Raw genomic sequence first — 26993 nt, 5'->3', positions numbered from 1 at the left:
AAGGGGAAGGCTTACCACTTGAACGTGCCGCCTTTTTCATGGATTGCAGCCTGGTTATCGCTGACCCACCCATCCATCTCTCGCTCATTTCCATAGACGTAGCTGTACATCACTACCGAATTTTCGACATAGGGGGCCAGTTGCGGTCCGCAAAGTGGGCAGGGGCTGAGTTCGATGTAGATGCGGGTGACAAAGTTGCTGTAATCACCGTCCGGCAGTGCGACGCTATTGATCGCCTGGACCAACGCACTGATTTCCGCATGCCCGCGCAGGGTCGTGACGACTTTCTTGGTCGTGGTGGTGTAGTTTCCGAGAAGGTCCAGCTTCAGGGCGCTGTCGCCGAATTTGTACATCAGTAAGCCGCGTGCAGCATCGAAATGCTCGACCACGGCGAAACAGGTTCCATGAGACGCTCCTGAGCCGGCCAGGGCGCGGCGAGTTGAGGAGGATTCATGACAAATACTGGCCAGGTCGGGAATGGTACCGCCATTAGTGGCCTGGTTGGCTGCTTGCCAAGTGGCATAAAGCGGGTTTGCCCCTGTCATTGCCACATTGCCGCCTGAATAACGACCGACTTTATGTTCTTCCGTCATGACAACCTCCTGAAAAGGGAACAGGGTTATCTGGTTTTCATCAAGATGACTTCGTCAATTTTTTATATCAGTCACTTCATCCAGGCTCAACGTTCAGGTTTGACATGCTGGATAATCCTACTCATTGATTAGCTTCATGTAAGACAGGTTTGAGTTTACTTCTCCGCTGGATTTATCAATTAAATCCTGTTTGTCGTACTTGTATATTTCGAGTGTCACCGTTCCTTTCTGGAGTGCCTCTCGAAAGCAGTTTTCCGCGTTCACTTCATCACCGACACATGCCCCCCAATTTGTCAGCCCGGGGTGACTGGTAACTATTGTCAATGGCCGGACGGCGTGGCGTATGAGTTTTTTGAAATCTGCCAGGCCACTCCCTTTGTAATCCGAGAGTTTGAAGGAAATGTAAAAGTGAGGCGGAAGGCCCACTCGGTTGTTGGTCTTGATGCCGGTACTTGCTTCTACGCCTCTGGCTTTCAAAAGATCCCAGCTTTGTTGGCTGTACTTGTCGGCATGAAATATTTCCCCTCCCACCACACCGCCCGCATTTGTAAGGGTGGTCAACGTTGCATCGTTGACGCTGGGTAGAATCAGGTCGCCAGCCATGTTACCTCCTTGTTCAAATTGTATTCTTTTTACTCGTTGCCTTCCTTTTCCTCGTTGGGTCAGTAACGCGGGAGAATAAATCTGCCCCCTTATTCTGCTTATTCTCTAATCCGGGTGTTCAATGCTGTTTCGGGTTTTTACCAGCTTGCGAAACTCTGCACGTCTGGTTTTGGGAATATCGCAGATGATTTGTGCTTCGGACCAATATAGGAAAGTCTTGGCTGGAGAGTGGGCATAAGCATCGGGTTTGTTTGACAAATTCGCTTGCCAGATATCGATGGCAGTGCCGAGGCCGGATTTAATCTCACCCATGCTTTCGCCGACGCAAACAAAATAGTGGTCATATTTTTCAGTGCCCATGACGGTCATTTCATATCGGTCAAAATACTCATCATGGATTAATGTGTGAACCGCTGCGGCAGCACAACTGAAACATCTTCCAAATTTTGATTTCAAGACCATACCCCCCAAGAGGACCCAGAACTCTGGAGCGTTTAGCGGCTTGCCCTTGATTTTCAGCGTGATTTCTACCACGGCTGAAGCCGAGCCTTTTTGTTGCGTTGTGATAGGGTCATCTTTTGTGTGCTCGTAAACGCCATGCTGCGCGGTGGGAATATCCGTTACCGTGATTGTCCCCCAGATTTTTTCATACTTTCTTACTTGCACCTCAACAGGTTGTACACCACTGGAAGAAGAAAGACTCGGGCCAGTGGCGGAAGCAGAAGCAGAAGCAGAAGCGAGGCCAAGACCAAGACCAAGACCACTGGAAGAAGGCCTGGACGCGGGTGCAACACTGCCGCCCATCCTCATCGCAGACGGGACGCTTGAGGAGGAACTGCCTGCAACCGGCTTCAGATCAGGTTTCTCGGCAGACTTCAGGTGAGTGTTGAGTTGCACATAGAGTGCGGATGTGAGCTTGAGCCGGGAATAGGTGACAGTTTGATACTGGAAGGCCTCATTGCACTGGTCGGTGAACCATTCAACGGCTTGTTTGAGTACGTCGTCATAAGGATTACTGTCTATAAGATGACGCAGAAGGGTGGCAGCCGCCTTGCTTTCAGCACTCTTGAGCCAATGAAAGTGGATGGCGTGCCAGGCTTTCAGCGCTTCTTCAATGGCGGCTCTATACTTCATGATCGGATCCCTTTTTAACGTCGCCCAAGTAATCCACGGCTTTCAAAAATAAATCTGTCCCCCTTTTCCAATCTCTTGTTGGGTCAGCTAAATCCCCAGAGGCGATAACCTTTTGATAACCCCTGACGGTAAGCAGTCGCCACCGCGTTCATGCACAGTGCTATGCCGTCGCTTCCCTCTAATTTGAATTCGCCGAAGTTTGGGTCGAAAAAGGTACAGCTACTGCTTTTTCCGAAAAAAACCCAAGGTCTGTAAAAGGCCACGGAATGCCCACCCAGTGTGCCTTTGATAGATAAAATGAAATATCGATAGCCCGACGTCAGGACTCGTTGCCCGATGGGTTGTCCATCATCGGCAAAGCCCTGATAGGTTTGTGATTTCTTTTCTCCCAACGATCCCAGCCCCCCGGTTTTTAGCGCTGACAGTGTTGCGGCAGAGGGCGAGTCGGGCGAGTCGCCGCTGATGTCCAGATAGGACGTCTGGAAGTCTGAAGCCTGTCGTGCGGTACGCTGTTCATGCAGCAGGCTGGTGGTGACAGTCGGCGATACAATTTCTTTAAGGTAGTCGTTACCGTTCTTCTTCGCGATCAGCCATGCGGTGCAAACACCTCGACAAATACCGTCTCGGTTGTCACCGACGAGATTAAGAAAACTGGACTGGCCAAAATTGTAGATACCTTCACCATGGCCCTTGATGGCCTTGCAAATAGCGTCGTAGCTCATGATGCCTCCTTGGTTCAATAGTGCTCTGGCGCCGGGTGCGTGCAGGTACGCGATGTCCTATTCCAACACCCACTCCGCCAACTTTCCCGTCACCTGTGTCATCAACACATTCTCAACATCCCTTGCTCCGGCGGCGCTGCACTTGGCCAACACCGCCTGCACAATCCCTGCATCAAACTCGAACTGTTTGCCGGTCGCGGCTTTGTAGCGGCCCCGCAATTTCTCCAGTTTCGCCAACACAATCCCTTCCAGCGTCGCCTCATCCAGCGGTCGATACGCGACCACAGTCATGCGCGCCAGAAATGCCGGGCGGAAGGCTTTCAGCAGGACGTTGTGCAAGGCTTCGGTGAAGGCATCGCTGTCCAGGTGCGCGGTCGGTGTGTCGAGCAGCAGTTCGGCGCCGACGTTGCTGGTGGCGAGCATCACGGTGTTCTTGAAGTCGACCACCAGGCCGGTGCCGTCTTCCATCAGGCCTTTGTCGAAGACGTTATAAAACGCCTCCAGCACATCCGGGTGGGCTTTTTCGATTTCGTCCAGCAGCACCACGGAATAGGGTTTACGGCGTACGGCTTCGGTCAGCACGCCGCCGCTGCCATAGCCGACGTAGCCGGGCGGGGCGCCTTTGAGTTGGCTGACGGTGTGGGCTTCCTGGTATTCCGAGAGGTTGATGCTGATCAGGTTGCGTTCGCCACCATATAGCGCATCGGCCAGAGCGTAGGCGGTTTCGGTTTTGCCGACGCCGGTGGGGCCGACCAGCAGGAACACGCCGACCGGTTTTTGCGGGTCGGTGAGGCCGGCGCGATACGCCTGCAAGCGTTGGGCGATGGTGTTCAGCGCGGTGCGTTGGCCCATCACCCGTTGGCTCATGCGCTGGCCGAGGGTGCGCACGGCGTGGGCTTCGTCAGCGAGCATTTTGCCGACCGGGATGCCGGTCCAGCCGGCAATCACTGCCGCGACGGTTTTCGCGTCGACTTGCTCCGGCACCAGCGGGTCGTCCTGGCGAATGGCGTCGAGGCCGGCTTCCAGACGCAGCAGTTCGGCGGCCAGATGGTCGAGGCGTCCATCAGTGACGTCGTCCGGTTTGTCGTTGTCGGCGCGTTCGCTCAAGGCCAGCAGCTCGCGCCGGGTTTCCAGCAGCTCGCGCACGGCGACGCGTTCTTCGCTCCAGCGGATCTCCAATTCGCGAATGGCCTGCACGTTGCTGGTGGACTCGGTCTCGAGCACGGTAATGCGCTCACGGTGGTCGAGGCCGGTGGCCTGTTCGCGGCGCAGGCGTTCGACTTCATCCTTGAGGCTTTGCTGGCGGTGGCGCAGGCTTTCCAGTGGCGGCGGTACGTCGTGTTGCCCGAGGGCGACTCGCGCGCAGGCGGTGTCGAGCACGCTGATCGCTTTGTCGGGCAGTTGCCGGCCAGAGATGTAGCGATGGGAGAGCTTCACCGCTTCATGAATTGCTGCGTCGAGGACTTGCACGCCGTGATGTTGTTCGAGTTTGGCGGCGACGCCACGGAGCATTTCCACGGCAGTGATTTCATCCGGCTCTTCGACTTGCACCAGTTGGAAGCGTCGGGCGAGGGCCGGGTCTTTCTCGAAGTATTTTTTGTACTCAAGCCAGGTGGTTGCGGCCAGGGTCCGCAGTTCACCACGGGCCAGCGCCGGCTTGAGCAGGTTGGCGGCGTCGCTTCCGCCCTCGACACCCCCGGCGCCGATCAGGGTGTGGGCTTCGTCGATGAACAGGATGACCGGTTTTTCCGCGCTGCGGACGGCATCGATCACCCCTTTGAGCCGTTGCTCGAATTCACCTTTGACCCCGGCGCCGGCCTGCAACAGACCAAGGTCGAGGACCCGCAGGCTGACCTCTTGTAGCGACGGCGGTACGTCCCCGGCGGCGATGCGCAGGGCCAGGCCTTCGACCACCGCGGTTTTGCCGACGCCTGGCGCGCCAACCAGAATCGGGTTGTTCTGGCGACGGCGCAGCAGGATGTCGATGCACTGGCGAATTTCGCCGTCACGCCCGACGATGGGATCGATGCGTCCGGCATGCGCATCGGCGGTCAGGTCCTGGGTGAACTGGTCGAGCACCGAATCCTGCTTCTGCTGCGGTTTGCCGGCGGCAGCCGCTACCGCACGGGCGCCGCCGACGTGCTCGCGGGAGCTTTCGGTCCACTCCAGCAGATTGCTGCGCAGGGCATCCCGAGGAATGCGCAGCAGCGACGAAGCACTGTTGAGCAACAGGCTGCGGCGTTCATCACGATCGAGCAACGCCAACAGCAACAGGCCGGAACGGATGCTCTCGAGGCCAAGCACACTGGCCTGCACCACGGCGTCCTCCAGCAGGCCGATGGTGTGCGCCGAGAGTGCCGGGGTACGGGTGCTGCCGGTCTTGAACAATTCCAGGGCCTTGTTGATTTCCGCCGTCAGGGCATCGCGTTCCAGGCCGAAGCGCGGTAGCAGGTAGGCGAAGTCGCCGCCTTCGATTTCCAGCAGTTCGAGCAACAGGTGCTCGATTTCAACGTAATGATGACCGCGTTGCAGACAACGCTGGGCGGCCCGTTCCAGGGCGCGGCGGTTGTCCGGGTTGAGGCGTCCGATCAGGCTGGCCAGTTCCATGTTCAGGTGATCTCCAGCTGACGAAGACGAGTTTCGATGCGTTGCATGGCAAGGCTGGATTGGCGCTGCAGGCCGCCGTTCCAGCTCAACAGTGGCGGTGTCTGACGACCGAGTTTTATCGGGTTGGCGCCACGCACCAGCAGCACCAGTGTGCACTCCAGGTCCGGACCGAAATACAGCGCACTAAGGCTGGCCAAGGCCGCGTGCGTTTCACCGTCCGGCAAGAAGGCGGCCGCTTGCGCGGGTGTCAGTGGGCCGAGGGTCAGACGGATGCCGGCATGTTCGTCCCAGACCCGTGTGCCGGCCACGGCGCTGTGCCCCAGTTGCAGGTTGCGACCTCCGGGCTGCAAGCGGCTGCGACTGGCGGGTGGAATCTCGCGCCAGGCACCTTCATAGGCGCTGAGCTCGACCGGCAATTCGAACTGTTCGCGCACGATGGCGGCAAAGCCTGCGAGCGAACGGCGCCCATCGGCAAACAACGCGCTGCACGCCAGCACGGCGGCATCGGGAATCGCCTGACGATCGTGCAGGGCCTTGGGCAGCAGGCCGGTCAACGCTCGCAACTGAGCGTGCACCGGTGTCGCGCCCGGTACTGAAAAGCCCACGGCAATCCGGTGTTTGCGCAGCACTTTGTAGAGCAGGCTGAGCAGTCGGTGCTGGAACAGATCGAGGAACTCGGCCGGTGCGTAATCCTTGGCGCGGGCACGTTGTTGCAACCATTCCTGATAGGCGTAGGGCAGGGGGCCGTCCGGCCCGCCGAGGCCGAAAACCGGGGTGGTCAGGGTCGGTTTGTGGTCGGTATCGCCGGTCAGGCTTTCAACCTGGCTGGCGGCGAACAACGGCGTCAGCGGGCCGCGCAGATGCAGCGCTTCAGCCTGCGGTGCAGTGCCGCTGCCCAGCGATTCGGCTTGTGGATGCTCGCGCTCGAGCAGCAACAAGGCCTGCAACAACTCGAACGCCTGAGGATCGCGGCGCAGTCGTTGGCTCAGGCTCAGAGGGAGAGCGGCATGCCGGCTTGGGGTTGCCATGCCTTGATCTCCTTGTCCGATTCAACCAGTACTGTGCGCACGAAGCGATTGGCCGTGGCATAGAGTGAGAAAAACTGCGCCAGCACCGCTGAAAACAGCACCGCGCTATTGCCGACAAAATGCTGCGGATCGAGTTGCAGGCGAACCTCCAGTCCATTGCGCCACCCGCGCCAGGCGTCTTCACCGACATGCGCAATGACGCGCTCGCAGCTCAGGCTCAGCAGGCCTTCGATTTGCCTCCGGCCGCTGGCTTCGTCCCGCAGGTTATGCAGCGCGAGGATTTCCTTGAGTGCGTCCAGCGCCTGCGGACCTTCGACCAATGACAGATGATTGAGGGTCAGTTGCGAGACCAGCCGCCAGCGCGATTCACCGTCCAGCCGCGGCAGGCTTTGCGGGCTTGGCGGATTACGCAAGCGCGCCGAGGCGACCGGCCCCGGCCGCTCGAAGCCCAGCGGCGTTCCGGCCGACAGGCTCTGGGCCAAGTGTCGATTGGTGCAGAGCAGTTCGGCGGTCAGGCTCAGTTCAGTCACCTCTTCAAACGGGTCAAGCCGGGTGTCCACCAGACTCAGCATCAGGTCGGTGCCCAAGCGATTTGGGGTCATGCCGCTGATTCGCCGGGCGTGCCAATAGCAGCGGTGGTTGCCGCCGTGCTGGCTGCCGTAATACGCCGGCACACGCTGCACGCCGTGCGAGGTGCTGGCGCGCAGGGCGCGAATGCTGTGGATTTCAACGCTGTTTTCCCGATGGCTGTCGGCAACCAGGCGGTATTCGCTGCGAGTGCCGTCCGGGCGCAGTGGCTCGGAAGTTCGCGGGAACAGGTTGATCACCGGCGTGCAACCCAGCGCGATATCGCTGGCCTGCAAGTGCATACGGCTGCCGGGGGCCTGGTCGAAAACGATGTACAGGTACAGCGTCTGGCTGTCGCTGAGTGCACCCGCCAGCGGCACGTCGAAAAAACTGAATTTGTCTGGAAAGGCAAAGTACTCGGCGAGTAAACGCATCCCCGGATGCACACCGTCTTCATCGGGTAGCAGCACCTCATCGTTGGCGAAACCGACGATCTTCGGCAGCCCCGCCAGCACTTTTGGAGTGCTGCCGGGTGGCCCGGCGAGGAGTTGAATCGCATGGGCGCCGAGCAAGTCATAGAGGTTGGCGTTGATCACCGGCGATGCGGCCAAGTGCAGGCGCAACTGCTCGATGCCGAGTTCTGCCCATTGGCTTTGGCCCAGGCAGCGCAGGCTCAGGCGCAGCGCCGAGCGTGCCTGGGCGACGCCGGTCAGGGCCTGGGCTTCGTCGCTTCCCAGCAGCAAGGCCTCGTCGATTTCCAGCGGCCAGAGGTGAACGGCGGCGCTGGTGCGAAAGTGAATGCTTTCACCGTGTCGGGTGGTGACGTACAACGGCGTGTCGCGCGGCAGCGGGTAACCACCGGCCAGGTTGCCCTTGCTCGGATCCGGCTCAAACTGGACGATGGCGCAGGACGGCAGCGGCCGCATGGTCAGCGGATACAGTTGTTCCAGCAGTGCGTCGCTGAACTCGGCGTAATCGTCGTCGAGTCGCCGTTGCAGGCGCGCCGCGAGCAAGGCGAAACCTTCCAGCAAACGTTCGACATGTGGGTCCGGACATTCGCCGGGAGACAGCTCCAGGCGTCTGGCAACCTTGGGGTAGCGTTCGGCGAAAATGCTCCCGGCATGGCGCAGCCAGGTCAGTTCTCGCTGGTAGTAATCGAGCAGTTGCGGGTCAATCGAGTCGCTCATCGCGCACCTCAAGGCCATCGCCGGCGTTCTCGATGACGAATGCGACAGGCCAATGCTGCTTGCCGCTGCGTAGCTCACCTTGCAGCCTGATACTCAGCTGTTGTGGATTTTCGGGGACCGGCGTGACGTCGACCGCGCCCAGTTGCAGGCGTGGTTCGAAGGCGTCGATGGCTTCACGAATCTGCCGCGACAGTTGACGACGGTCATCGCTGCGCTGTTGCTGCAGGGCAGTCCAGTCAGCGATGCCGTAGTCAATAACGCTTGGCGGCGTGGTCAGCGGGCGCTGGCCACGACGGGTGTTGAACAAACGCAGCAACTCGATACGGACCGACTCCAACAGTGCCTGGCGATCGAACGCCTGCACGGTATCCGCCTCGCTGGCGGTGAGGCGTTCGAACAGCGGCGGCAAAATGCCGGTGCCGGTCATTGTCGGGGTACTCCGTCAGCCCTTGATCAGCTTGTTCGCGGCCAGGTCCCAGGTTGAAGCGGCCGTGCCTTCCTTGGTGCCATCGTCTTTCTGCGCGGTGAGTTCCCACTTGATCTTGGTGAAGTTCAGCGAGAGGGTTTCCACCGGTTTGCCGCCCGTACCCCCGCTGACGCTGACGTTGGACAGCACCACGTTGGTCAGGGTGTAGATGATGAAGGGCATCAACTGGCCGCTGCCTTCGGCCGCGTTGCGCCCGATGGTGATCTTGGCTTCCGGGATCGGTTTGCCGGCGCAGCAATACTCGTTGAGAGAAGGGGTCGAGCTGTCGACGAACTTGGTCAGCGTGAACTCGCCGATGTGCGGTTTGCCGGAAGTACGCTCCGAGTTGCTGACGTCGTTGGTCACCTGCATCGCCACGTTGTGGCTGTAGGACATGACTTCGATCTTGTCCTTGTAACCTTCGAGCAGGCTGTCGCCTTTGATGTCGCCGCCGAGGTCGAGAATGATTGCATCCATCGCATGTAACTCCTGAAGAAAAACACGCTAGATAAACAAAGGGAATCCCGCCGGCCAGGCCGGCGGGAGGCAGGTCAGGCAGCTACCGGTGGCGGCAGGGTGGCGACCAGGCGGATCGAGGCCGTCAGCTCTTCGAGCTGGAAGTGCGGCCGCAGAAACACCGTGGCCCGATAGACGCCCGGTTTGCCGGCGACTTCCGAGACATCCACCCGGGCCTCGCGCAGCGGGTACTGCGCCTTGATTTCCTGTGGGGCGTTGTCGTTGATCAGCACGTAATCGGCGATCCAGTTGTTGAGGTAGGTCTGCACGTTGTCGCGGGTCATGAAGCTGCCGACCTTGTCGCGCATGATGACCTTCAGGTAGTGGGCGAAGCGGGATGCCGCGAGCACGTAAGGCAGCATGGCCGAGATCCGCGCGTTGGCGTTTGCCTCGTTGGTGTTGTAGAGCTTGGACTTGTTGGTGGTCTGGCCACCGAAGAACACCGCCACGTCGCTGTTTTTCTTGTGGCACAAGGCGATGAAACCGAGGTCGTTGAGCTCTTTTTCACGACGGTCGGTGATTGCCACTTCGGTCGGGCATTTGAGCGACAGATCGCCGGAGGTGGTGCGGAATGTGTGGGCGGGCAGTCCTTCGACGGCGCCACCGCCTTCGGCACCGCGAATCGCCGCGCACCAACCGTATTTGGCGAAGGCTTCGGTGATGCGTTGCGACAGGGCCCAGGCCGCATTGCCCCAGAGGTATTTGCTGTGGTCACTGCCGTTGACGTCTTCAACGTAGTTGATGCCTTCCACCGGCTTGGTTTCCGGGCCATAAGGCAGGCGCAGCAGGAAGTGCGGCAGTACCAGCGAGACGTAGCGCGAGTCTTCGCTTTCGCGGAACGAGCGCCACTTGATCAACTCCTGGCTCTCGAAGACTTTCGACAGGTCACGCGGCACCGCGAGCTCGGTGAAGTTGTTCATGTCGAACAGTCGCGGGCTGGCAGCGGCAATGAACGGGGCATGGGCGGCAGCGGCGACGTTCGAGAGTTTCTCCAACAGGCCGATGTCCTGCGGATGCCGGCCGAAGGTGTAGTCACCGACCAGCAGGCTGAACGGGTGACCACCGAAGGTCCCGTATTCTTCTTCGTAGATCTTTTTGAACAGCGCGCTCTGGTCGAACTCGACGGCTTTTTCCAGGTCATTCTGCAACTCTTTCTGGGTCACGTTGAGCAAACGCAGTTTCAGTCGGGAACTGGTTTCGGTGTTCTGCACCAGCAGGTGCAGGCCGCGCCAGGACGCTTCGAGTTTTTGCAGGTCCGGATGGTGCAGGACTTCGTTGAGCTGGGCGCTGATCAGCTCGTCGATCCGGCTGATGCGGTCGTTGATCATCGCCACGGTGTCCTTGTCGACGGCCATGCCTTTATCAAGAACCTGGGTGGCGAACTCCGCGAGCATGTCGCGTGCGTAATCTTTCTGGCTTTCGTCGTGGGCCATTCGCCCTTCGGCGATGATTCGGTCGAGCAAAGACAAGGTCTCGTTCACATTCTCGCTGGCTTGGGCCTGGGCGCTGGATGAGGCGGGCATGGCAATTTCTCCCTAAGTGAATGGACGATCAGGCTTGAGCTTCTGGCGTCGCGTCGGCATCGCCGGCAGGTGCAGAAGGCTGCGCTTCAGGCTGCGTTTCAGGCCGGGCCGACTTGATCTCTTGCAGGCCTTCGGTGTTGGCGATGACATCACGCAGCAGCTTGTCCAGGTCATCGTTGCCATCGAGTTTGGTCAGCAGATCGCGCAGACGCTGGCGCGCTTCGAACAGGCGCCGCAACGGTGTCACTTGCTCGACCACCTTGACCGGGTCGAAGTCATCGATATGACCGAACTTGAGCTCAATGTTGAGCTTGCTGTCATCGCCGGTGAGGGTGTTGTTGACCTGCAAGGTGGCGCGCGGGGCGATCGAGGCGAGCACTTCGTTGAAGTTGTCGCGATCGATCTCGGTGAAGCGCCGTTCATTCAACTTGGGGAGGGGCTCGAGGGGTTTGCCAGAAAGGTCGGCAAGAATGCCGACCACCAGAGGCAATTCTTTCTTCTCGATGGCGTTACCTATTTCAACGTCATAGGTGATTTGCACACGGGGTGGACGGACCCTGTCGAGCTTGTGCTGAGTACTTTCTGCCATGGTGGCTGACTCCGATGCATGGGCGGGAGCAATGCACCGGAGGGCCCGTTCATCGCATTCCCTTACCGAACCGTAGGTTAGAAAGGGAGGGCAGTTGGAACTGTCATTCCTTTGACGAACCTTCCACATTCGTCGTACCGACCGAACTACCCAAGACGCTAGAACAGGTCTATAAAAAAGCAAACAAAAACAATTTTGGACCGTCATGAGAAAAGGAAAATTCATTGTGCGCGCAAGTTTTTTTATCTCTCTCTCGTTCCTGTTACTCACGGGCTGTTCGTTGTTCGGGCCGCGAGTCGATCTCGATAGCCTGACGCTGGACGTCGCCGCCCATGCCAATGACGACACGCCGATTGCCGTGGATTTTGTCGCGGTGAATGATCCGGACCTGCTCAAACAACTGTCGGCCCTGACCGCTCGGCAATGGTTCAGCGAGCGCGAGCAGTTTCAACGCGACTACCGGCAGCTGATGACGGTCTGGGGGCTGGAGCTGGTTCCCGGGCAGTTTATCGATCAACAACCCTTCCCCCTGGGCGGCAAGCGGGCCGCTGGACTTTTGATCTTCGCGAGCTATAACACACCCGGAGCGCACCGACTTCGACTGGACGATCAGAGCAAGGCCTGGCTGAAGTTCGACAGTCGCGAGATGACACTGGTCAGCGACACTGCGCACTGACTGATGTGCACTGAATAGATCACCAGGCCGCGGGCCAGCGGCGCCATTCGACGTCGAAGGGAATCGTATGAGTTTGCTACCTGACGCGGTTTGCTGGCACGAGGGCATGCAGTTGCTGCCCCAGCATTTTCAGTTGCAAGGGCTGCGCGCCGAAGCGTTGGTCGCGCATTTTGCCAAGGCCTGCAACCCTTGGTTCTGGGGTGTCACCCATCTCGATATTGACCCTTCGGCACTCAGTGCCGGGCACGTTCGATTGCTCGCCTTGCAGGCGACGTTGCCGGATGGTTTGCCGATCAATGTGCAGGCCGGTGTGGGGCCGATGCTGGAGCTCGATGTCAGCGAAGCGGTCGATGCAACGGACAATGCCACCGTGACCGTGTACCTGGCGGTCAGCCCGTTGTGGCGCGCCGGGCAATTACTGCCACTCACCGGACGCTTGCAATCGGTTATCGGCGATGCCTTGCCAGACCTCACCAGCGGTCAATACCCCGAGTCGATTACGGTATGGCGGCCCAATCCGCGTTTGTGCACGCAGTTGAACAAGGCCGATTCGATCTGTGTACCGCTGGTGCGTATTCGCAAGGAAGGCGGCGGCTTTTTGCAACTGCCCTATACGGCACCAACGCCGAGCCTGTTGCCGGAGTCGGCGCTGGGGCGTCGGGTCGCTGGTCTGTGCGCCCGGGCCCGAGAGAAATGCATGTTTCTGGCCGGTCGCTTGCGCCAGGCACAGCAGGCCGGTAACCAGGATGACGCGGCAGAAATTCGTCGCCAACTGACAGCACTCTGGGCGCGTCTGCCGGAGGTCGAGGGCTTGTTGAGCAGCCGGCTGGCGACACCGCAAGCGTTGTATGGCCTGTTGCTCGGGTTGGCCGGCGCCTGGTCGGCGCTCGATCCGCTGGCAGGGGTGCCGGCCTTCGCCGCGCTGGATTTTCTCGAGTTGCAGCGCGGCTACGAGAGCGTGCTCGACTGGCTGGACAATACCCTCGAATTGATTCGCGCCGGCTATCGCAGCCTGCCGTTCGAACGCCACGAACACCTCTTCTCGATCCAGTTGCCCGACGATCAACCGAGCCAGCGCCTGGTGATTGGCTTGCGCATGCCCAATGGCGCAAGCGAGCAGTCTGCGAGTGAATGGTTGAGCCGCGCGATCATCGCCTCTGCGCCGCACATTGCCTTGCTCGGTCGACAACGCATGCGCGGTCTGGCGCATGAGGCCATGAGTCGCAACGAGCAGGTGGCCTACAGCGTGGGCGAAGATACCCGGTTGTTTGTGGTCACCGCAGAAGGCCAATGGTTCGACGGGCAACTGCCGTTGCAGATTGTCGCGCCGGCCTCGCAGCTGGCGAGCAGCCCGTGGCAAGTGGTGCTGTTTGTCGCTCAAGCCAGTGAAAACGCTTGATCAGGGAAGGGGAATCGCATGCCTGAAGGAAACGTCGGCAGCGCTGCACGAGGCCTCCACGAAGCGCCACTGAGCAGTGCTTTTCGTCAGGCCTGGCAAGAGTGGTCGCAGGCCTGGAACGAACAGCCCAAAGACAGTGACGATGAAGCGTTGGTCGAGGCCGTCGTCGAGTTTTCCACGCAGATTACCCAGCGTTTATGGCGAACGGCATTTGCCAAAGTCGGTGATGCCGCCACCGAACAGGTGACCGCCGTGGTGTATGCGTTTGTCGCGCTGATCGACGAGACCTTGTTGTTTACTTCCTGGCCGGGGCAGCTCGGCTGGCAGGACAAACCGTTGGAGTCACGGATGTACGCCAGTCGTCAGGCGGGCGAACGGCTGCCACTGGCGATCAAGGCTTTGCTCGACGACCAGGTGCCGGCCACCCGGGATCTGGCCAATGTCTATTTGCAATGCCTGGTACTGGGTTTTGAAGGGCGTCTGCGCGGCGAGCAGAACCAGCTCCAGCATGAGAAGTGGCGGTTGGCGTTGTTCGCGTTTGCCTGGCAACACGAGCCCGATTACGCCGATGTCAGCACCCGATTGGAGCAACCTTCGGCAGTGACTCCCGTGCAGTTGCCCATGCGTCTGTCGCTACCCGACGGCTTTCGTCTGGCGTTGGCGATCCTGGGTGTCGTGCTGTTGATGACCGGGTTGGGGCAGATGTTCTGGCGCGATATTCATCAAGAGCTCGAGCCGGTCATGCACCTTTCCGATATGGCCGCGGCCCAGGAGCAAGACTCATGAGTACCCTGGGGATTGTCTTGACTGTCGTTGCGGTGCTGTTGCTGCTGGCGGTATTGCTTGTGGCGGTATGGTGGTTGCGGACCCAGAGCGGAGCGGCGATTCGCAGTTTCTACCTGTCGGTCCGGCACATGGAGCAGGAGCAAGGCACGCAGGACCGCTACCAGATTCCGTGGTTGCTGATGCTCGGCAACGAAACCCAGGGCACCCAGCTGTGTGCCCAATGGCGTTTGCAACCCACCGACAAACCGGCCTGGTTCGGGCGCTGGTGGTCAGACCCCGAGGGTGCGGTGCTGGTGGTGCCACAGGCGCTGTTTTTGCCTGATGAAGGCTTGAACCTGCAGCGGGGTGGCTGGTGGCGTCTGCTGGGGTTGATTGTGCGCCTGCGCAGCAAGCGGCCGCTGGACGCGGTGATCTGGACCGTGCCAGCCAGTCAACTGGGCGATCCGGAGCAGGCCGCCAGCCTCGGTCTGGCGGCACGGCGGCGCTTCATCGATCTGTTGCAGCGTTTTGGTCTGAGCTTGCCGGTGTACGTGGTCATTACCGGGATGGAAGAGCTGCCGGGCTTTCAGGCGTTGATTGCTGCATTGCCGGCCGAGGCGCAGGAGCGTGCACTGGGCTGGTCGTCGCCGTATTCGCCTGAGGCGGTCTGGCAATCGCAATGGAGTGATCAGGCGCTGGATCAAGTGAGCCGGGCATTGTCTGAATCGATCATCGAGATCGGCGCCTTGTCCGGGCATTTGAGCAGCGAGTTGTTTGCCTTGCCGGACCGTTTCGAAGCGCTGCGGCGCACACTGCAAACTCTGCTTGAACCGGTTTTCCAGGGCAATGCACAAGGCGAGGCGCCGCGTTTTCGCGGGATCTACTTCACCGCCAACCAAGCGCCAGAGGGGGCTCGAGACAGCTTCTCGGCCTATGACACAGTGTTGCAGCAGAGCGCGTTTGCCCGCCAGTTGTGGCAGCGCCGGATTGTCGCCGAACGCGGTGTGGCTCAGGTCGTACCGCGGATTTTGCGGTTGCGCCAACGCTGGCAACGGGTGACCGGCGTGGTGGCGCTGGTGGTCGGTCTGGTCTGGGCGATCGGTATGGTTTGGGTCTGGCACGACTCGGTCAAGGATGCCCATGAGTTGTCGCGGTTGCTGCAAGGCGCGCAGAAAAATTATGTCGCGGTGACGGATGAGGCCCATCGCCTGGAACCGACGCGACGTAACGTCGAGGGTTTCTGGCGGGTACTGGAACGAGCCCCGCGCTGGACGTTCAGCTCGGTGGTCTTTCCCACCTCCTGGTTTTCCTCGCTGGATGCGCAGCTGGAGGACGAACTGCGGCTCACTGCCCAGCGGCAGTTGCTGGTGCCGCTGCAAGAGTTGCTGGTGTCGGACCTGGCGCAGCTCAAGGCGATCCGCAATACCGAACGCCGAGTGAACGTGGAAAGCGAAGACCCGGCGCAATGGCAGAACTACGTCAAGGCCAAGGAACTGGTCGAGCGCGCGGTGCGTCTCGAACAACAGAACCAGTGGTTCAATCAGGCGTTGAACAATCCCCGGAGTCCGCTCGATGACCTGGTGCTGCTGAGCAATAACGCCTTGTCGCTGAACCTCAACGTCGGCACGTTGCGTCGCTCGGCCTTCTATAACCGGGTGTTGCTCAATTCCGACACCAGCGGATTGAAAGCGCTGGACCTGAGCACGGAGCGCTCGACCATCTCGACGAATTTTGAAGGCCTGATGGAGCGCTGGCTGGACCAGTACTTTCTGGCTGACAACTTCGTGCGTCAGGCCGGTTACCTGAAGTTGCACCTGGAGCGGCTGGAGTCCGGCAGTGGCAATTCACTCAGCGAACTCGAGGACTTGAGAGCGCTGATTGATGACCTGCAAGCATTGATTGGCTTGACCAACTCAGCGTGGGGACGAGGCAAGGGCCAGGACCTGGTGCCGGGCTACCGCGAGCTGATGGATAAAGTCCGGCAAAGCGCCTTGCTCGGGCCGCAACTGGAGCAACAACTGGACATGCAGGCGTCGAAGTTGCAGCAGAGCTTTCGTGATCAATGGATTGCCCAGGCCGGCTCGCGTGGCAATTTGCTGGTTCAGCAAGGCAGCGGACAACTGGCGTTGCAAGAGCATGTCAGTCAGCTGGACAACGCCGTGCAGGCGTTGTTCAAGCGCGATTTTGTGGCCATCGCACTGCGTCAGGACGATTCCAATCTCAGTGCTTCACAGGGGCAGAACGCCGACAGTGATGGTCTCAACAGTGCGTTGAATTACTTCGCCAGTTACAAAAGCTACGCCAGCGAAGAGTTGCCACGTATCCCGCCAGCCTACCGGGGCGCGCTGCTTCAGGCGGCGGAAGGGGCGGCGGCCAAGGCGATGTGGCTCAGCCTGGAGGAACAGGGGGGCCAGGTGCAGCAAGGCACAGGGTTCAATGTGCAGGCCTCGCAGGCGGTGGCGTTGCAGAAAGCCTTTGTCGAGTTACGCCGCAGTGACCTGGCCACCCGTTTGCAGAACGCGCTCAACCGCCGGGCGTTGGCCGAGGTCGCCAGTGGCCTGAACGAAATAATCGCCCAGCCGCTGTTCAGCGAAAGGACCAGTATTGCGCGCTGGGATGGTTCGAAAAACCTCGGCTTGCAGTTGTACGGAGCCAGTGACGTGCAGGACCTGAAGCTGAGCCTCAAGCAGCAGTTCAACACCATGTTGGGTATTACCGAACAACGTACGTCGGCACTGGAGTGGCTGAAGGTCCAGCAGCAGAATCTGTCGGGACTGGATTACGAACGGGTTGTGCAGTTCAGTGCCTTGAATGATGAACTGCTCAAGTACAAGGAGCAGAATCCTGCCAGTTCTGCGGCGCAGATCGAACAGTTGGTGAGCCGGGACTTCATCGACATGGATGCCGGGTCCTGCGCACAAATCCTGCAAACCGCCAACCTTTCCGGCGGTCGTGGGACGCTTGCCCTGAGGGCCCAGGAGCTGCAGCAAACCGCGATGCAACGCTGCCAGTCGCTGCAGCAGCAACAGGCTTCGGCGGCGTGGAACGACCTGGCCAACTATTTCAATCAGTACCTGGCCGAGCGTTTTCCGTTCTCCAATGGCACGCAGGTGACTGATGCCGACCCGGCGAGGGTCCAGCATTTGCTGGAGTTGATCGACAAGCGCCTGCCGGTGGCGCAAGCCGGTTTGCAGCTCAGCCGGACACCGGAACGGTTGGCCGCCGAGGACTTTCTCAATCGCTTGAAGCAGGCCAGCACCTGGCTCGGGCCGCTGTTTGTGCGAGATAAAAGCGGCATTCTCGGGGTGGAGATGGATGTGCGCTGGCGCACTGATCGCGAGGAAGAGCACGGCGCCGATCAGGTCATTGCCTGGGGCTTTAATGCCGGCAATCAACAGATCAGCTACCCCGGCGAGGCGCAGCAGAACCTGCGCTGGATGGTCGGCCAGCCCGTCAGGTTGACGTTGCGCTGGGCCCGGAATGGTCCGCAGCGGCCGGTCAGCGACCCGTTGCAACCGAACCTGGTGATCAGGGATCTGGAGGCTGGCTGGGAGTACGGTGGCCCTTGGTCGTTGTTGCGGCTGATGCGTTCGCACCAGTCGAATCAGCGCCAGCCGAGCATGGACTACACGGAGTTTCCACTGACCTTGCGCTTGCCGGTCGCCGCGAGCACCAGCATTGAGGAGCCGACACAGATGTTCATGCGCCTGTCATGGATGACTCAGGGATCAAAACTGCCGTTGTCCATTCAACCGTTGCCGACCCGTGCGCCGCGTTCACCCTTTGTCTCGACGGGTTCGACGGCGGCCATCGTGACGAACGAGGAGGGCTTGTGAGTCTGCCGTCGCTATCGCCATTTCCCCCTTCGCTGCCGGAGTTGATCGCACAGCTACTCGAACCGATCAGCGATGAAGCGCCCTGTGGCCAGGACCTGCGCTATGAGCCTGAGTTCGATCAGTTGCGCGAGCTGCGCCGCGAGGACGATACCAGTTTGCCGACAGGGGTCTGGCAGTCGTCGATCAAGCGTGCCCAATGGCCGGAACAGGCAAGACTCGCCACCCGCTTGCTGCTGGAGCGCAGCAAGGACTTGATGCTCAGTGCCTGGCTCGGCGAGGCATGGTTACATCTGGACGGCCTGGAAGGATTGCCGGGCAGCCTGGCGCTGGTGGCGGGTTTATGCGAGCGCTACCCCGAGCAACTTCACCCTCAGGCCGAGGAGGGCGATCAGTCGTGGCGGGTGATTCCTCTCGAATGGCTGGCGCGACGCTACAGCGAAATCCTGCTCACCCGGGTGCCGCTGTTCGACACGCGCACCAGCGAATTTGCGGATTTTTGCCTGGATGACTGGCGGCGCTTGCAAGTGCAGCAGGTGATGGTCAATGACACCAAGGCCGCAAAAACCTCAGCTGAAACCGCGCGCAACGAGCAGAAAAAACTCACCGAACAGATTCGTGCGACACCGCTGTCCTTCTGGTTGCGCAGCCAAGGCAGCCTGTTGCTGAGCTTGCAGCATCTGCAACGGCTGGAGGACTGGAGTGATGCCTACCTGGGCAATCAGGCGCCAGGCTACAAGTCATTGCAGGACATCATCGAGGCGCTGTTGACGCTCGTTCAGGAGTTCATCGCCATGCATCCACGTCAACCCACCCAGGCCCCGGTCGAGCCACCGCAGGTCCAGGCGCCACAACACACTCTGGAGCCAGAGCCTGCGCCAGCCCAACAGGCACTGCGCGAGCCGGTGAGTCGCGAAGAGGCTTATCGACAGTTGCTGCTGATTGCCGAGTACCTGGCGCGAACCGAGCCCCATAGCCCGGTGCCTTACTTGATCAGGCGCGGGGTGGAGTGGGGCAATAAACCGCTGAGTGAACTGCTGGGCGAGTTGATATCGGCTGACGCGGAGTCGCGCCGACTGTGGACGTTATTGGGGGTGCTCTAAACGTCGCAAGGTCCTCTCAGAGCGGCTCGGGCAACTTGATGGGCGTCAACACCGGACGATCGGAGAAAAACGCCATCAGGTTCTGCCCGACCAGTTCAACGGTTCCCTTGGTTGCTTCCGGTGACAGGCCGGCCACATGTGGCGTGAGGATCACGTTGCTCAATGCCTTGAGCACATCCGGTACCTGAGGCTCTTCATCGAATACATCGAGCGCGGCACCGGCAATCCGCCGTTGTTCGAGTGCGCTAATCAGGTCACCGGTAGCAACCACGCTGGCGCGGGCAATGTTGACGATAAAACCCTGGGGGCCCAAGGCATCCAGCACCTGCTTGTTGACCAGGTGCTGCGTGCCGATGCCGCCGGGCGTGCACACGATCAGAAAGTCAGAGGCCCGAGCCAGTTCGGTGGGCGTCGAGCAAAAGTCGTAGGGGACGTCGCTGAGCAACTGGCGGCTGTGGTAACTCACCGTCATGTCAAAGCCATTGGCGGCACGTTTGGCAATGGCCATGCCGACGGCGCCCAGCCCCAGAACACCCAGGCGCTTGCCGGCCAGTGACGGGCGCATGATCTTCGGCCATTCCCCGCGTCGTACCGCTGCGTCGCACCGTGGGATGTCACGCACCAGCGACAGCAACAAGGCCATCGCATGGTCGGCTACCGACGAGGCGTTTACGCCAGCGCCATTGGTGACGGCAATGCCCCGGTCGCTGGCGGCTTGCAGATCGACCTGCTCGTAACCGGCACCGATCACGCAGATGATTTTCAGGTTCGGCAGCGCGGCCATTTCATCGGCATACAGCCCCAGCGGGCCACGCGTCAGCACGGCGTCGATCTGCCCGCGGTGACTGGCGATGGCCTGGGCACGCTCGGCGGGGGTGGGGGCGAGAATCAGGTGGAAGCCTTGATGTTCGAGAATCGGCAGGTAGTCGTTAATGGTTTCAACCAGTACCAGTACGGTTGCAGTCATGCTGGGCTCCTGTAGGCATTGGAATGTCGGGGCTCGAATATCGGTTCAGATTGCTGACTACCGAGTGGTTTGGCAATTACCAATAATAGAAGCAAGATCAAAGGACCGCATCAGAACCAGGCGTCCGCTGTGTTCACTATCCTGGCGGATGCTGTGGATTCAGGAAGCATGTCAATGAAGTCATAAGACGATTCTTGAGTAGGCTCAGTTCGCGTATTGAGCGATCCCATTGCCGAATGACCAGTTCTCTTTCCTGACCTCCACCAGATTGATGAAGACATCTTCCATCCGAACCGCCAACTCCGAGTTGAGGCTTTCGGCGATGGTCTTGTACAGCAGCTTTTTCTGCTCCAGGGTGCGCCCCTCGTTCAGGCTGATCTGAATGATCACCAGATTGTCGCTGCGGTTGATGCCCAGGTAGACCGGATCAAAGATGAAGTGCAGCTCGTCATGTTCGGCAAGGATCTGGAAATTATCGTGTTCGGGCACGCCGATGGCGCTGCGCATGGCCGCGTAGATCAGTTGGCCGACACGTTTGGCGTAAGTGGGATCCTGGTGTTTTTTGATGTCGACACGAACGAGAGGCATGGGATTACTCCGTCAGGTTGTAGCCGGGCGTGTTGCCTGGCGTCGTTAACACATTGATTCAAGCAGCTTCTTCGGATTTCTCGCGTTCAGCCGGCGGATTTTGTGGGTTGTGGCGCGCAAAGCCATTTCCGAGCATCTGATCCGTACAACCACTCCTCAGCTAAGTCTTTGCTTCTGCTCATTAATCCCGGACAATCGCGCCCCTGTTTCGGCCAGGGCGCTGCCTGTCAGCTTTTTCTGACTCGTCCTGACCGAGTGGCAAGTGACCGGAATGCGGAGATCCGACCGGATGAATGATCAGGCCAATAGCGTTGATGAACGCTATGAAGCGGCGGCACCAGCAAGCCTCAGCAGCTGGAATCGCCATGACACCACCTGGATGCTGGGCCTGTTTGGCACGGCGATTGGTGCGGGTACCCTGTTTTTGCCGATCAACGCAGGCCTCGGCGGTTTCTGGCCGCTGTTGATCCTGGCGTTGTTGGCGTTCCCCATGACCTTTTACGCGCACCGTGGCCTGACCCGCTTCGTGCTATCCGGTCGCGCGGGGGCAGACATCACCGAAGTCGTAGAAGAGCATTTCGGGATCAAGGCCGGCGCCCTGATCACCTTGCTGTACTTCTTCGCGATCTTTCCGATCCTGCTGATCTACAGCGTTGCCCTGACCAACACCGTGGGCAGTTTCCTCGAGCACCAGTTGCACATCATGCCGCCTCCGCGGGCGATTCTGTCGTTCGTGTTGATCCTCGGTCTGCTGGCCGTGGTGCGCTGCGGCGAGCAGATGATTGTCAAGGCCATGAGCCTGATGGTGTACCCGTTCATCGTGGCGCTGCTGTTTCTGGCGGTGTTCCTGATTCCGCACTGGAACGGCGGCATTCTCGAAACCGCGAGCACCTTGCCCGAGCCTTCGGCATTGCTGCACACGCTGTGGCTGGCGATTCCGGTGATGGTGTTCTCGTTCAACCACTCGCCGATCATCTCGGCCTTTGCGGTGGACCAGAAGCGTCGTTATGGCGCGCACGCCGAAGAGCGCAGCTCGCAAATCCTCTCCCGCGCTCACACCCTGATGGTGGTGATGGTGCTGTTCTTCGTCTTCAGTTGCGTGCTGACGTTGTCGCCCGCACAACTGGCCGAGGCCAAGGCGCAGAACCTGTCGATCCTGTCGTACCTGGCTAACCACTTCAGCAACCCGACAATCGCGTTCGCCGCGCCGTTGATTGCGTTCGTGGCGATTTCCAAGTCGTTCCTGGGCCACTACATCGGCGCCAGCGAAGGTCTCAAGGGGCTGATCGTCAAGAGCGGTCGTCGTCCGGCACCGAAGACCCTGGACCGTATGACCGCAGCGTTCATGCTGGTGGTCTGCTGGATCGTCGCCACACTGAACCCGAGCATCCTGGGGATGATCGAAACCCTCGGTGGCCCGGTCATCGCAGCGATTCTGTTCCTGATGCCGATGTACGCGATCCGCAAGGTACCGGCAATGGCGCGTTATCGCGGCCAGGCCTCCAACGTCTTCGTGACGCTGGTGGGCCTGGTGGCGATTTCGGCGCTGATCTACTCGCTGACAGCCTGACCCCGTAACGGCTCGGTCCGGAAAGCCCGGACCGGGCCATTACGCATAAACGCCTGATTCAACGAAGTAACGGCCGCTGACTGCGCGAGAAGCGCAGCGCGGCCGTTTTTTTGGTACGCCGCAAAGCTCAGGGCGACGACGTGGTCCTGGTTCACCCGTTGCGGTTGGCCGAGACGTCTCAGCAGCACGCCATTACGCAAGAAGTAACGCTCCAGTGCCGGCGTGGTGACCGCGACCACTTCGTTCGCGCCCAGCTCCCAGGCCATGTTCAAAGTGTGCCAGAACACCCGCATTGGCAGTTTCCCCTGTTCGAGCGCACTGGCGGCAAAACGCGATATTTCCCAGGCGTCGTTGCGCCGTGGTGCGGGTTGGTCGCAAAGAAAGGCAAATTCCTCAGACAGCAGATATGGCTCGGTGGTCGGCAACAGCCGGGCGCAGCCGTGGACATGTTGCTGTGGGTCAAGGGCGATGATGTAACGCGTTTCGTTGTGGTCAAACTGGTCGAATTCGCGTCCTGGCAATGCGCTGGAGGTCTCAAGCTGCCAGCCAAGGTGCTTGATGAAGACCTTGTGCCGGTAGCGGCCCAGGTCGTCATGCAGGCCGGGGGAGAGTTCGTGATGGTGCCGTGTAATCACGGTGATCATGGGTCGATATCCTTATCGTGGTGTGAGGGTTCAGATCAACCCGAGCACCGCCGCATAGGCAGCCGCCAGGGTTTTGTTGGAAGCACCGAACTTCTTCTGAACGATCTTCAGATGAAAATTAACGGTATTCACCGAGATGCCAAGGATCAGCGCAATTTCACCGGAGCTTTTGCCGTCTGCGGTCCATTGCAGGATTTCCCGCTCGCGTTGGCTGAGCTCGATGGTTTCGCCGAGTGTCTGAGAGTGAGCGATGTCGCCGAGTCGTGAGCTCACCAACTCGATGACGCAGCGCAGGCGCAAGCGGATTTCCTCGTACTGCGCCTCGGCAACCGCCGTTTGTTCGCGCGCAACCGAGAGTACGCACAGTGAGTTGTTCGGCGCGTGGGCGGGCACGGTCAGCCCGACGCGCAGACCCCAGTCCTGGGCTTCATGCCATAGGTTGGAGCTGCGGTCGAAGAGTGCATCGTTCCACACGATCAGTTGGTTGGAGCGCAATCCATTGAGGATCGAAGGATCGATCGCGGCATAGTTTTGCTGGTGGTAATGCTCCATCCATTGCTGGGGGTAAGAACCGTAGATCTCGGTTTTGGGTCGGGTGAAGGGGATCGAATGGCGTACTCCATAAGCGTAGTAATCAAAACCCAGTTGCTGAACTTCCTGTTCCAGAAGCGCAAAAATCCCGGGCGCTTCTTGTTGCTCGAGTATTTTCATGCGCAGGTCATTCCACCATTGCATGAAATCTCTATCCCTTTCCATGGCAGTCGCCTTGATTCCGTGCACAGGAGGGAATCTAGTCCACGACGACTCGCTGTCAATGTTTAATGACACCTTTATGACCATCGCAAGCGCTCTGGCCCGGCTTTCTGGCGTTTTCAGGCGTAGTGGAACCGGATGACATTGGACCGCTGCGTTTGCACCGGTTCAGCCGGGCGATCGAGCAAATGCCCTAACAGTGCGCTATGCACCCGTGCCGCCGAGTCTATCGATTCCAGGTCCAGGAAGTGCCCGGTGTCTGCGATCACCGAAAAGCTGCAAGCGGCAACGTAGTGTTGAAATTGCAGTGCATCTTCGGCGGTGGTGTATTCGTCCAGGCTGCCATTGAGGAAATGAACGGGACTGGCAATGTCGCTGAATCGCTGCAGATAGCCGCTTCCATTGAGGTTCAACACCTGATTGATATGGAAGCGCGCTTGCCGGAATTCGGCACTGGCCAGCGAAGCCAGGTACTGGTGATTGGAGACTTTCAAGCGCGGCGGCAAGTGTTTGCCGACGGTATCGTTGATCAGATGACCAATGGCTGATGCGTCATTACGTTCAATCAGCGCCTGGGCCCGCTTCACGTAGTCGAGCATGGCGCGGTTGAGGACAGGAGCGAACGAGGTGACCACCGAGCTGATGATGCTCGGCGGGTTATGCGCGAGGGCCAGCAAGGTCGAAATGCCACCCCAGGAGGTCGACACCAGGTGATTGACCTCAAAGCGTTCGATCAGCGCCAGCAGAATCCCGACTTCATCTTCCTTGCTGACCAACTCTTGATCCGGATTGTGCGGACGTGACTGACCGGCAAACGGCAGATCGAACAGCACGACATTGAAATGCTCCGCCAGGCATCTGCTGGTTCGGGCGAACGCCGCGGTAGTCGCCAGCGCACCATTGACCAGCATCACGGTTTTGCGACGTGGGTCGTTGCCGACTCGTTCAACGTAGATCCGGTAGTGCTTGAATACGTTATTGATTACCCAATGGTCACTCGACATCACAACTTCTCCAGCATTGACTTCGCAAAGCGCGCAATCGTCAGGCCGCACAAACCTGTTCGGGGTGGAACGGTTGGACGATTTTTAACAAGCACTCAGCTTCCGGACAACTACCTGATCTGGTAGGGCGCGTTGCCGGGCGCTGCTGGAAATGCAGCTGCGCAACCCCAGGTCGAGGTGTTCAAGGCAGTGACCAACGGCTGATTAACGACTACGCTTGTGCTTGAAAAACAACGTGATGGGCCAATGCCAGTCAGTTAAGCGCAATCCATGTGGGAGCGAGCTTGCTCGCGATAGCGGTGGGTCAGTCAACATTGATGTTGAATGTTATGCCGTCATCGCGAGCAAGCTCGCTCCCACAGGTTTGTGCCTTAACTGACAGGTATTACTGTTTTGTGCCGTTGTCGATGATTTGACCGGCTTGGAATCGTTTGTCTGGAGACACCTGATTGCCGACTGAGCCACCGATGACTTCGTCCAGCACCACACCTGAGAGCCCGAATCGCTGGCAGGACCTGTTGGCCGGTCTGTCGATTGCCGGTCTGTTGCTGCCAGAGGCTGTCGCGTACTCAAGTATTGCCGCCCTGGCGCCTCAGGCCGGGGTTATAGCGCTGTTCGCCGGTTTGCTCTGCTACGGACTGTTTGGCACCAGCCGGTTCGCCATTGTTTCCGCAACCTCTTCGTCAGCCGCCGTGCTGGCGGCCGCCACGGCGACACTGGCCAATGGTGACCCGCAACTTCGTGCAAGCCTGGCCATCGGACTGGTACTGGTGACCGGCGCGTTCTTTTTGCTGGCCGGGTTGTTCAAGCTGGGCAGTGTGACGTCGTTCATCGCCAAGCCGGTATTGCGCGGCTTTGCCTTTGGCCTGGCGCTGACGATCATCCTTAAACAGCTCGCCAGCGTGGTCGGCGTGCACTTGAGTGACGGCAATCTGATTCGCTTTTTGCCGCAGTTGCTGGAGCAACTGCCTCAGTGGAACTGGGCTGCCGTCGGTGTGGCCGCAGTCGCGCTGGCCTTGTTGTGGTTGTTTGGGCGGTTCCGGCGCTTGCCGGGTGGCTTGCTGGTGGTAGTCATCGGCATCGCGGCAGGGCAATGGCTGAATCTGCCGGCCTACGGAGTCAGGCTGATCGGGGTTATCGATCTTGGCCTGGAGGTTCCGAAACTGCCGGCGCTGCCCTTTGCCGATTGGTTGCGCCTGGGGGAACTGGGCTTTGCCATGGTGATGATCCTGTATGCGGAGTCCTACGGCTCGATCAGCTCCTTCGCACTCAAGCACGGTGATCGGGTGTCCTCGAACCGGGATTTGCTGGCGTTGGGGGCGTCGAACCTGCTGTCCGGGCTGTTTCACGGGATGCCGGCAGGGGCGGGGTATTCCGCGACGTCCGCGAATGAGGCTGCCGGTGCGACGTCGCGTTTGGCCGGTGGCGTGGCAGCGCTGGTGGTGCTGATCATTGTCCTGACGGTGTTGCCTTATATTGCCTTGACCCCTGAGCCGATATTGGCCGCGATCGTCATGCATGCGCTAGGCCGTGGCTTGAGCCTGCAACCGTTGGGGCGCTATTTCGTCTGGCGACGTGATCGCCTGCTGGTGATCTGCGCCGTGGCGGCCGTGTTGGTGTTGGGGGTGCTGGACGGTTTGCTGGTGGCGGTGGCGATCAGTGTGCTGCTGATGCTCAAGCAAATGTCAGCGGCGGATATCCAGATTCTCGGGCATATCGGCGCCGGGCACGACTTTGTCGACATGCAACGTCATCCATTGGCCAAGGCTGTGCCGGGGATGCTGATTGTCCGACCGGGCGAAGCGCTGTTCTTTGCTAACGCGGAGCGAATTCTCGGCGGTGCATTGCACTTGATTCGGCACTCTGAAACGCCGATTCACACGGTGATTCTCAGCCTGGAAGAGTCGCCGGACCTGGACGGCACCAGCATCGAGGCGTTGCAGGAGTTTTTCTTGCGGGTACGCAACGAAGGCAAGCGTCTGGTGTTGGCGCGTCTCAAGCTTGAGGCGCAAGCGGCTCTCTCGGCGCTACCGGAGGCTGAGCGTGCGCAGGTTACGCTCTGCGATTTGAGCGTCGACGGCGCAGTGCAGGAGGCGCTCAGCGCGTAAGGGCAAAAACCTTGGGGCATAAAAAAACGCCGCGCACCTTACGATGCG

General features: G+C 59.7%; 23 protein-coding genes. 7 read left to right on the top strand and 16 right to left on the bottom strand.

The window, feature by feature from the left end:
* Positions 1-11: 11 nt before the first annotated feature.
* The 11 genes from AC1DIG_RS03765 to tssB form a co-directional block, all read right to left on the bottom strand.
* Positions 12-593 (bottom strand): hypothetical protein, encoded by a 582-nt coding sequence (locus AC1DIG_RS03765; protein WP_477766205.1) that lies wholly within the window; start codon positions 591-593, stop codon positions 12-14.
* A 117-nt stretch (positions 594-710) separates the two neighbouring features.
* Positions 711-1196: a hypothetical protein gene (locus AC1DIG_RS03760; protein ID WP_477766204.1), complete on the bottom strand. Its 486-nt coding sequence runs from the start codon at positions 1194-1196 to the stop codon at positions 711-713.
* Positions 1197-1301: 105 nt separating this feature from the next.
* Positions 1302-2330: a hypothetical protein gene (locus AC1DIG_RS03755; protein WP_477766203.1), complete on the bottom strand. Its 1029-nt coding sequence runs from the start codon at positions 2328-2330 to the stop codon at positions 1302-1304.
* Between the two features lie 83 nt (positions 2331-2413).
* Positions 2414-3052: a YopT-type cysteine protease domain-containing protein gene (locus AC1DIG_RS03750; protein ID WP_477766202.1), complete on the bottom strand. Its 639-nt coding sequence runs from the start codon at positions 3050-3052 to the stop codon at positions 2414-2416.
* Positions 3053-3109: 57 nt separating this feature from the next.
* Positions 3110-5659: a type VI secretion system ATPase TssH gene (gene tssH / locus AC1DIG_RS03745; protein ID WP_477766201.1), complete on the bottom strand. Its 2550-nt coding sequence runs from the start codon at positions 5657-5659 to the stop codon at positions 3110-3112.
* 2 nt (positions 5660-5661) lie between these two features.
* The gene (tssG, locus tag AC1DIG_RS03740; RefSeq protein WP_477766200.1) at positions 5662-6687 is read right to left on the bottom strand and encodes a type VI secretion system baseplate subunit TssG; all 1026 of its coding nucleotides are present in this window, start codon (positions 6685-6687) and stop codon (positions 5662-5664) included.
* The gene (tssF, locus tag AC1DIG_RS03735) at positions 6651-8441 is read right to left on the bottom strand and encodes a type VI secretion system baseplate subunit TssF (RefSeq protein WP_477766199.1); all 1791 of its coding nucleotides are present in this window, start codon (positions 8439-8441) and stop codon (positions 6651-6653) included. Before tssF ends, tssG begins: the two co-directional genes overlap by 37 nt.
* Positions 8425-8868, bottom strand: a complete 444-nt coding sequence (gene tssE, locus AC1DIG_RS03730; protein WP_477766198.1) for a type VI secretion system baseplate subunit TssE — start codon at positions 8866-8868, stop codon at positions 8425-8427. Before tssE ends, tssF begins: the two co-directional genes overlap by 17 nt.
* Before the next feature lie 15 nt (positions 8869-8883).
* Positions 8884-9384 carry an Hcp family type VI secretion system effector gene (locus AC1DIG_RS03725; protein ID WP_019690979.1) on the bottom strand — a complete coding sequence of 167 codons (501 nt, stop codon included), beginning with the start codon at positions 9382-9384 and terminating at the stop codon, positions 8884-8886.
* A 74-nt stretch (positions 9385-9458) separates the two neighbouring features.
* A complete protein-coding gene (gene tssC, locus AC1DIG_RS03720; RefSeq protein WP_477766197.1) occupies positions 9459-10946 on the bottom strand; it encodes a type VI secretion system contractile sheath large subunit in 1488 nt (495 codons plus the stop codon).
* Between the two features lie 28 nt (positions 10947-10974).
* Positions 10975-11535, bottom strand: a complete 561-nt coding sequence (tssB, locus tag AC1DIG_RS03715; protein ID WP_477766196.1) for a type VI secretion system contractile sheath small subunit — start codon at positions 11533-11535, stop codon at positions 10975-10977.
* 205 nt (positions 11536-11740) lie between these two features.
* Between tssB and AC1DIG_RS03710 the strand changes: the two genes are divergently transcribed.
* The 5 genes from AC1DIG_RS03710 to tssA all read left to right on the top strand — a co-directional run bounded on the left by AC1DIG_RS03710 (position 11741) and on the right by tssA (position 19311).
* Complete coding sequence (locus tag AC1DIG_RS03710; RefSeq protein ID WP_477766195.1) at positions 11741-12211, top strand: type VI secretion protein; 471 nt, start codon at positions 11741-11743, stop codon at positions 12209-12211.
* A gap of 67 nt (positions 12212-12278) precedes the next feature.
* Entirely contained in the window at positions 12279-13610 is a 1332-nt protein-coding gene (tssK, locus tag AC1DIG_RS03705; RefSeq protein ID WP_477766194.1) for a type VI secretion system baseplate subunit TssK, read from the top strand.
* Between the two features lie 18 nt (positions 13611-13628).
* Positions 13629-14396, top strand: a complete 768-nt coding sequence (locus AC1DIG_RS03700) for a DotU family type IV/VI secretion system protein (protein WP_477766193.1) — start codon at positions 13629-13631, stop codon at positions 14394-14396.
* Positions 14393-18211 (top strand): type VI secretion system protein, encoded by a 3819-nt coding sequence (locus AC1DIG_RS03695; RefSeq protein WP_477766192.1) that lies wholly within the window; start codon positions 14393-14395, stop codon positions 18209-18211. The genes AC1DIG_RS03700 and AC1DIG_RS03695 overlap by 4 nt, the downstream gene beginning before the upstream one ends.
* Positions 18208-19311: a type VI secretion system protein TssA gene (gene tssA / locus AC1DIG_RS03690; protein ID WP_477766191.1), complete on the top strand. Its 1104-nt coding sequence runs from the start codon at positions 18208-18210 to the stop codon at positions 19309-19311. The genes AC1DIG_RS03695 and tssA overlap by 4 nt, the downstream gene beginning before the upstream one ends.
* Before the next feature lie 16 nt (positions 19312-19327).
* Here tssA and AC1DIG_RS03685 read toward each other — a convergent pair whose 3' ends face one another.
* Together AC1DIG_RS03685 and AC1DIG_RS03680 are read right to left on the bottom strand one after the other, a co-directional pair.
* Positions 19328-20278, bottom strand: coding sequence for a 2-hydroxyacid dehydrogenase (locus AC1DIG_RS03685; RefSeq protein ID WP_477766190.1), 951 nt, complete (start codon positions 20276-20278; stop codon positions 19328-19330).
* Between the two features lie 204 nt (positions 20279-20482).
* Positions 20483-20866 (bottom strand): tautomerase family protein, encoded by a 384-nt coding sequence (locus AC1DIG_RS03680; RefSeq protein WP_477766189.1) that lies wholly within the window; start codon positions 20864-20866, stop codon positions 20483-20485.
* Between the two features lie 289 nt (positions 20867-21155).
* Here AC1DIG_RS03680 and AC1DIG_RS03675 point away from each other — a divergent pair, with 289 nt between their 5' ends.
* Positions 21156-22436 (top strand): serine/threonine transporter, encoded by a 1281-nt coding sequence (locus AC1DIG_RS03675; RefSeq protein ID WP_054596780.1) that lies wholly within the window; start codon positions 21156-21158, stop codon positions 22434-22436.
* On the opposite strand, the gene AC1DIG_RS03670 is transcribed toward AC1DIG_RS03675, so the two are convergent.
* The 3 genes from AC1DIG_RS03670 to AC1DIG_RS03660 all read right to left on the bottom strand — a co-directional run bounded on the left by AC1DIG_RS03670 (position 22418) and on the right by AC1DIG_RS03660 (position 24837).
* Entirely contained in the window at positions 22418-23080 is a 663-nt protein-coding gene (locus tag AC1DIG_RS03670; RefSeq protein WP_477766188.1) for an acyl-homoserine-lactone synthase, read from the bottom strand. The two genes, AC1DIG_RS03675 and AC1DIG_RS03670, sit on opposite strands and share 19 nt — an antisense overlap.
* Positions 23081-23110: 30 nt before the next feature.
* Positions 23111-23836, bottom strand: a complete 726-nt coding sequence (gene sdiA / locus AC1DIG_RS03665; RefSeq protein ID WP_477766187.1) for a transcriptional regulator SdiA — start codon at positions 23834-23836, stop codon at positions 23111-23113.
* 116 nt (positions 23837-23952) lie between these two features.
* Positions 23953-24837 (bottom strand): alpha/beta fold hydrolase, encoded by an 885-nt coding sequence (locus tag AC1DIG_RS03660; RefSeq protein ID WP_477766186.1) that lies wholly within the window; start codon positions 24835-24837, stop codon positions 23953-23955.
* Between the two features lie 467 nt (positions 24838-25304).
* Between AC1DIG_RS03660 and AC1DIG_RS03655 the strand changes: the two genes are divergently transcribed.
* Positions 25305-26945 carry a SulP family inorganic anion transporter gene (locus tag AC1DIG_RS03655; RefSeq protein WP_477766185.1) on the top strand — a complete coding sequence of 547 codons (1641 nt, stop codon included), beginning with the start codon at positions 25305-25307 and terminating at the stop codon, positions 26943-26945.
* The last annotated feature ends 48 nt before the right edge of the window (positions 26946-26993 follow it).

It is taken from the genome of Pseudomonas sp. 05N431 (assembly GCF_056397005.1).
This window is presented reverse-complemented; position numbering and strand designations above follow the sequence as displayed.

Bases quoted from the DNA above. Each gene is read 5' to 3' on its own strand.
- AC1DIG_RS03760 (WP_477766204.1), bottom strand. From the start codon at position 1,196: ATGGCTGGCGACCTGATTCTACCCAGCGTCAACGATGCAACGTTGACC.
- tssK (WP_477766194.1), top strand. From the start codon at position 12,279: ATGAGTTTGCTACCTGACGCGGTTTGCTGGCACGAGGGCATGCAGTTG.
- tssG (WP_477766200.1), bottom strand. From the start codon at position 6,687: ATGGCAACCCCAAGCCGGCATGCCGCTCTCCCTCTGAGCCTGAGCCAA.
- AC1DIG_RS03660 (WP_477766186.1), bottom strand. From the start codon at position 24,837: ATGTCGAGTGACCATTGGGTAATCAATAACGTATTCAAGCACTACCGG.
- sdiA (WP_477766187.1), bottom strand. From the start codon at position 23,836: ATGGAAAGGGATAGAGATTTCATGCAATGGTGGAATGACCTGCGCATG.
- AC1DIG_RS03710 (WP_477766195.1), top strand. From the start codon at position 11,741: ATGAGAAAAGGAAAATTCATTGTGCGCGCAAGTTTTTTTATCTCTCTC.
- tssE (WP_477766198.1), bottom strand. From the start codon at position 8,868: ATGACCGGCACCGGCATTTTGCCGCCGCTGTTCGAACGCCTCACCGCC.
- AC1DIG_RS03695 (WP_477766192.1), top strand. From the start codon at position 14,393: ATGAGTACCCTGGGGATTGTCTTGACTGTCGTTGCGGTGCTGTTGCTG.
- AC1DIG_RS03750 (WP_477766202.1), bottom strand. From the start codon at position 3,052: ATGAGCTACGACGCTATTTGCAAGGCCATCAAGGGCCATGGTGAAGGT.
- AC1DIG_RS03765 (WP_477766205.1), bottom strand. From the start codon at position 593: ATGACGGAAGAACATAAAGTCGGTCGTTATTCAGGCGGCAATGTGGCA.
- AC1DIG_RS03685 (WP_477766190.1), bottom strand. From the start codon at position 20,278: ATGACTGCAACCGTACTGGTACTGGTTGAAACCATTAACGACTACCTG.
- tssH (WP_477766201.1), bottom strand. From the start codon at position 5,659: ATGGAACTGGCCAGCCTGATCGGACGCCTCAACCCGGACAACCGCCGC.
- tssF (WP_477766199.1), bottom strand. From the start codon at position 8,441: ATGAGCGACTCGATTGACCCGCAACTGCTCGATTACTACCAGCGAGAA.
- AC1DIG_RS03675 (WP_054596780.1), top strand. From the start codon at position 21,156: ATGAATGATCAGGCCAATAGCGTTGATGAACGCTATGAAGCGGCGGCA.
- AC1DIG_RS03700 (WP_477766193.1), top strand. From the start codon at position 13,629: ATGCCTGAAGGAAACGTCGGCAGCGCTGCACGAGGCCTCCACGAAGCG.
- AC1DIG_RS03755 (WP_477766203.1), bottom strand. From the start codon at position 2,330: ATGAAGTATAGAGCCGCCATTGAAGAAGCGCTGAAAGCCTGGCACGCC.
- AC1DIG_RS03725 (WP_019690979.1), bottom strand. From the start codon at position 9,384: ATGGATGCAATCATTCTCGACCTCGGCGGCGACATCAAAGGCGACAGC.
- AC1DIG_RS03655 (WP_477766185.1), top strand. From the start codon at position 25,305: ATGACTTCGTCCAGCACCACACCTGAGAGCCCGAATCGCTGGCAGGAC.
- AC1DIG_RS03680 (WP_477766189.1), bottom strand. From the start codon at position 20,866: ATGCCTCTCGTTCGTGTCGACATCAAAAAACACCAGGATCCCACTTAC.
- tssC (WP_477766197.1), bottom strand. From the start codon at position 10,946: ATGCCCGCCTCATCCAGCGCCCAGGCCCAAGCCAGCGAGAATGTGAAC.
- AC1DIG_RS03670 (WP_477766188.1), bottom strand. From the start codon at position 23,080: ATGATCACCGTGATTACACGGCACCATCACGAACTCTCCCCCGGCCTG.
- tssB (WP_477766196.1), bottom strand. From the start codon at position 11,535: ATGGCAGAAAGTACTCAGCACAAGCTCGACAGGGTCCGTCCACCCCGT.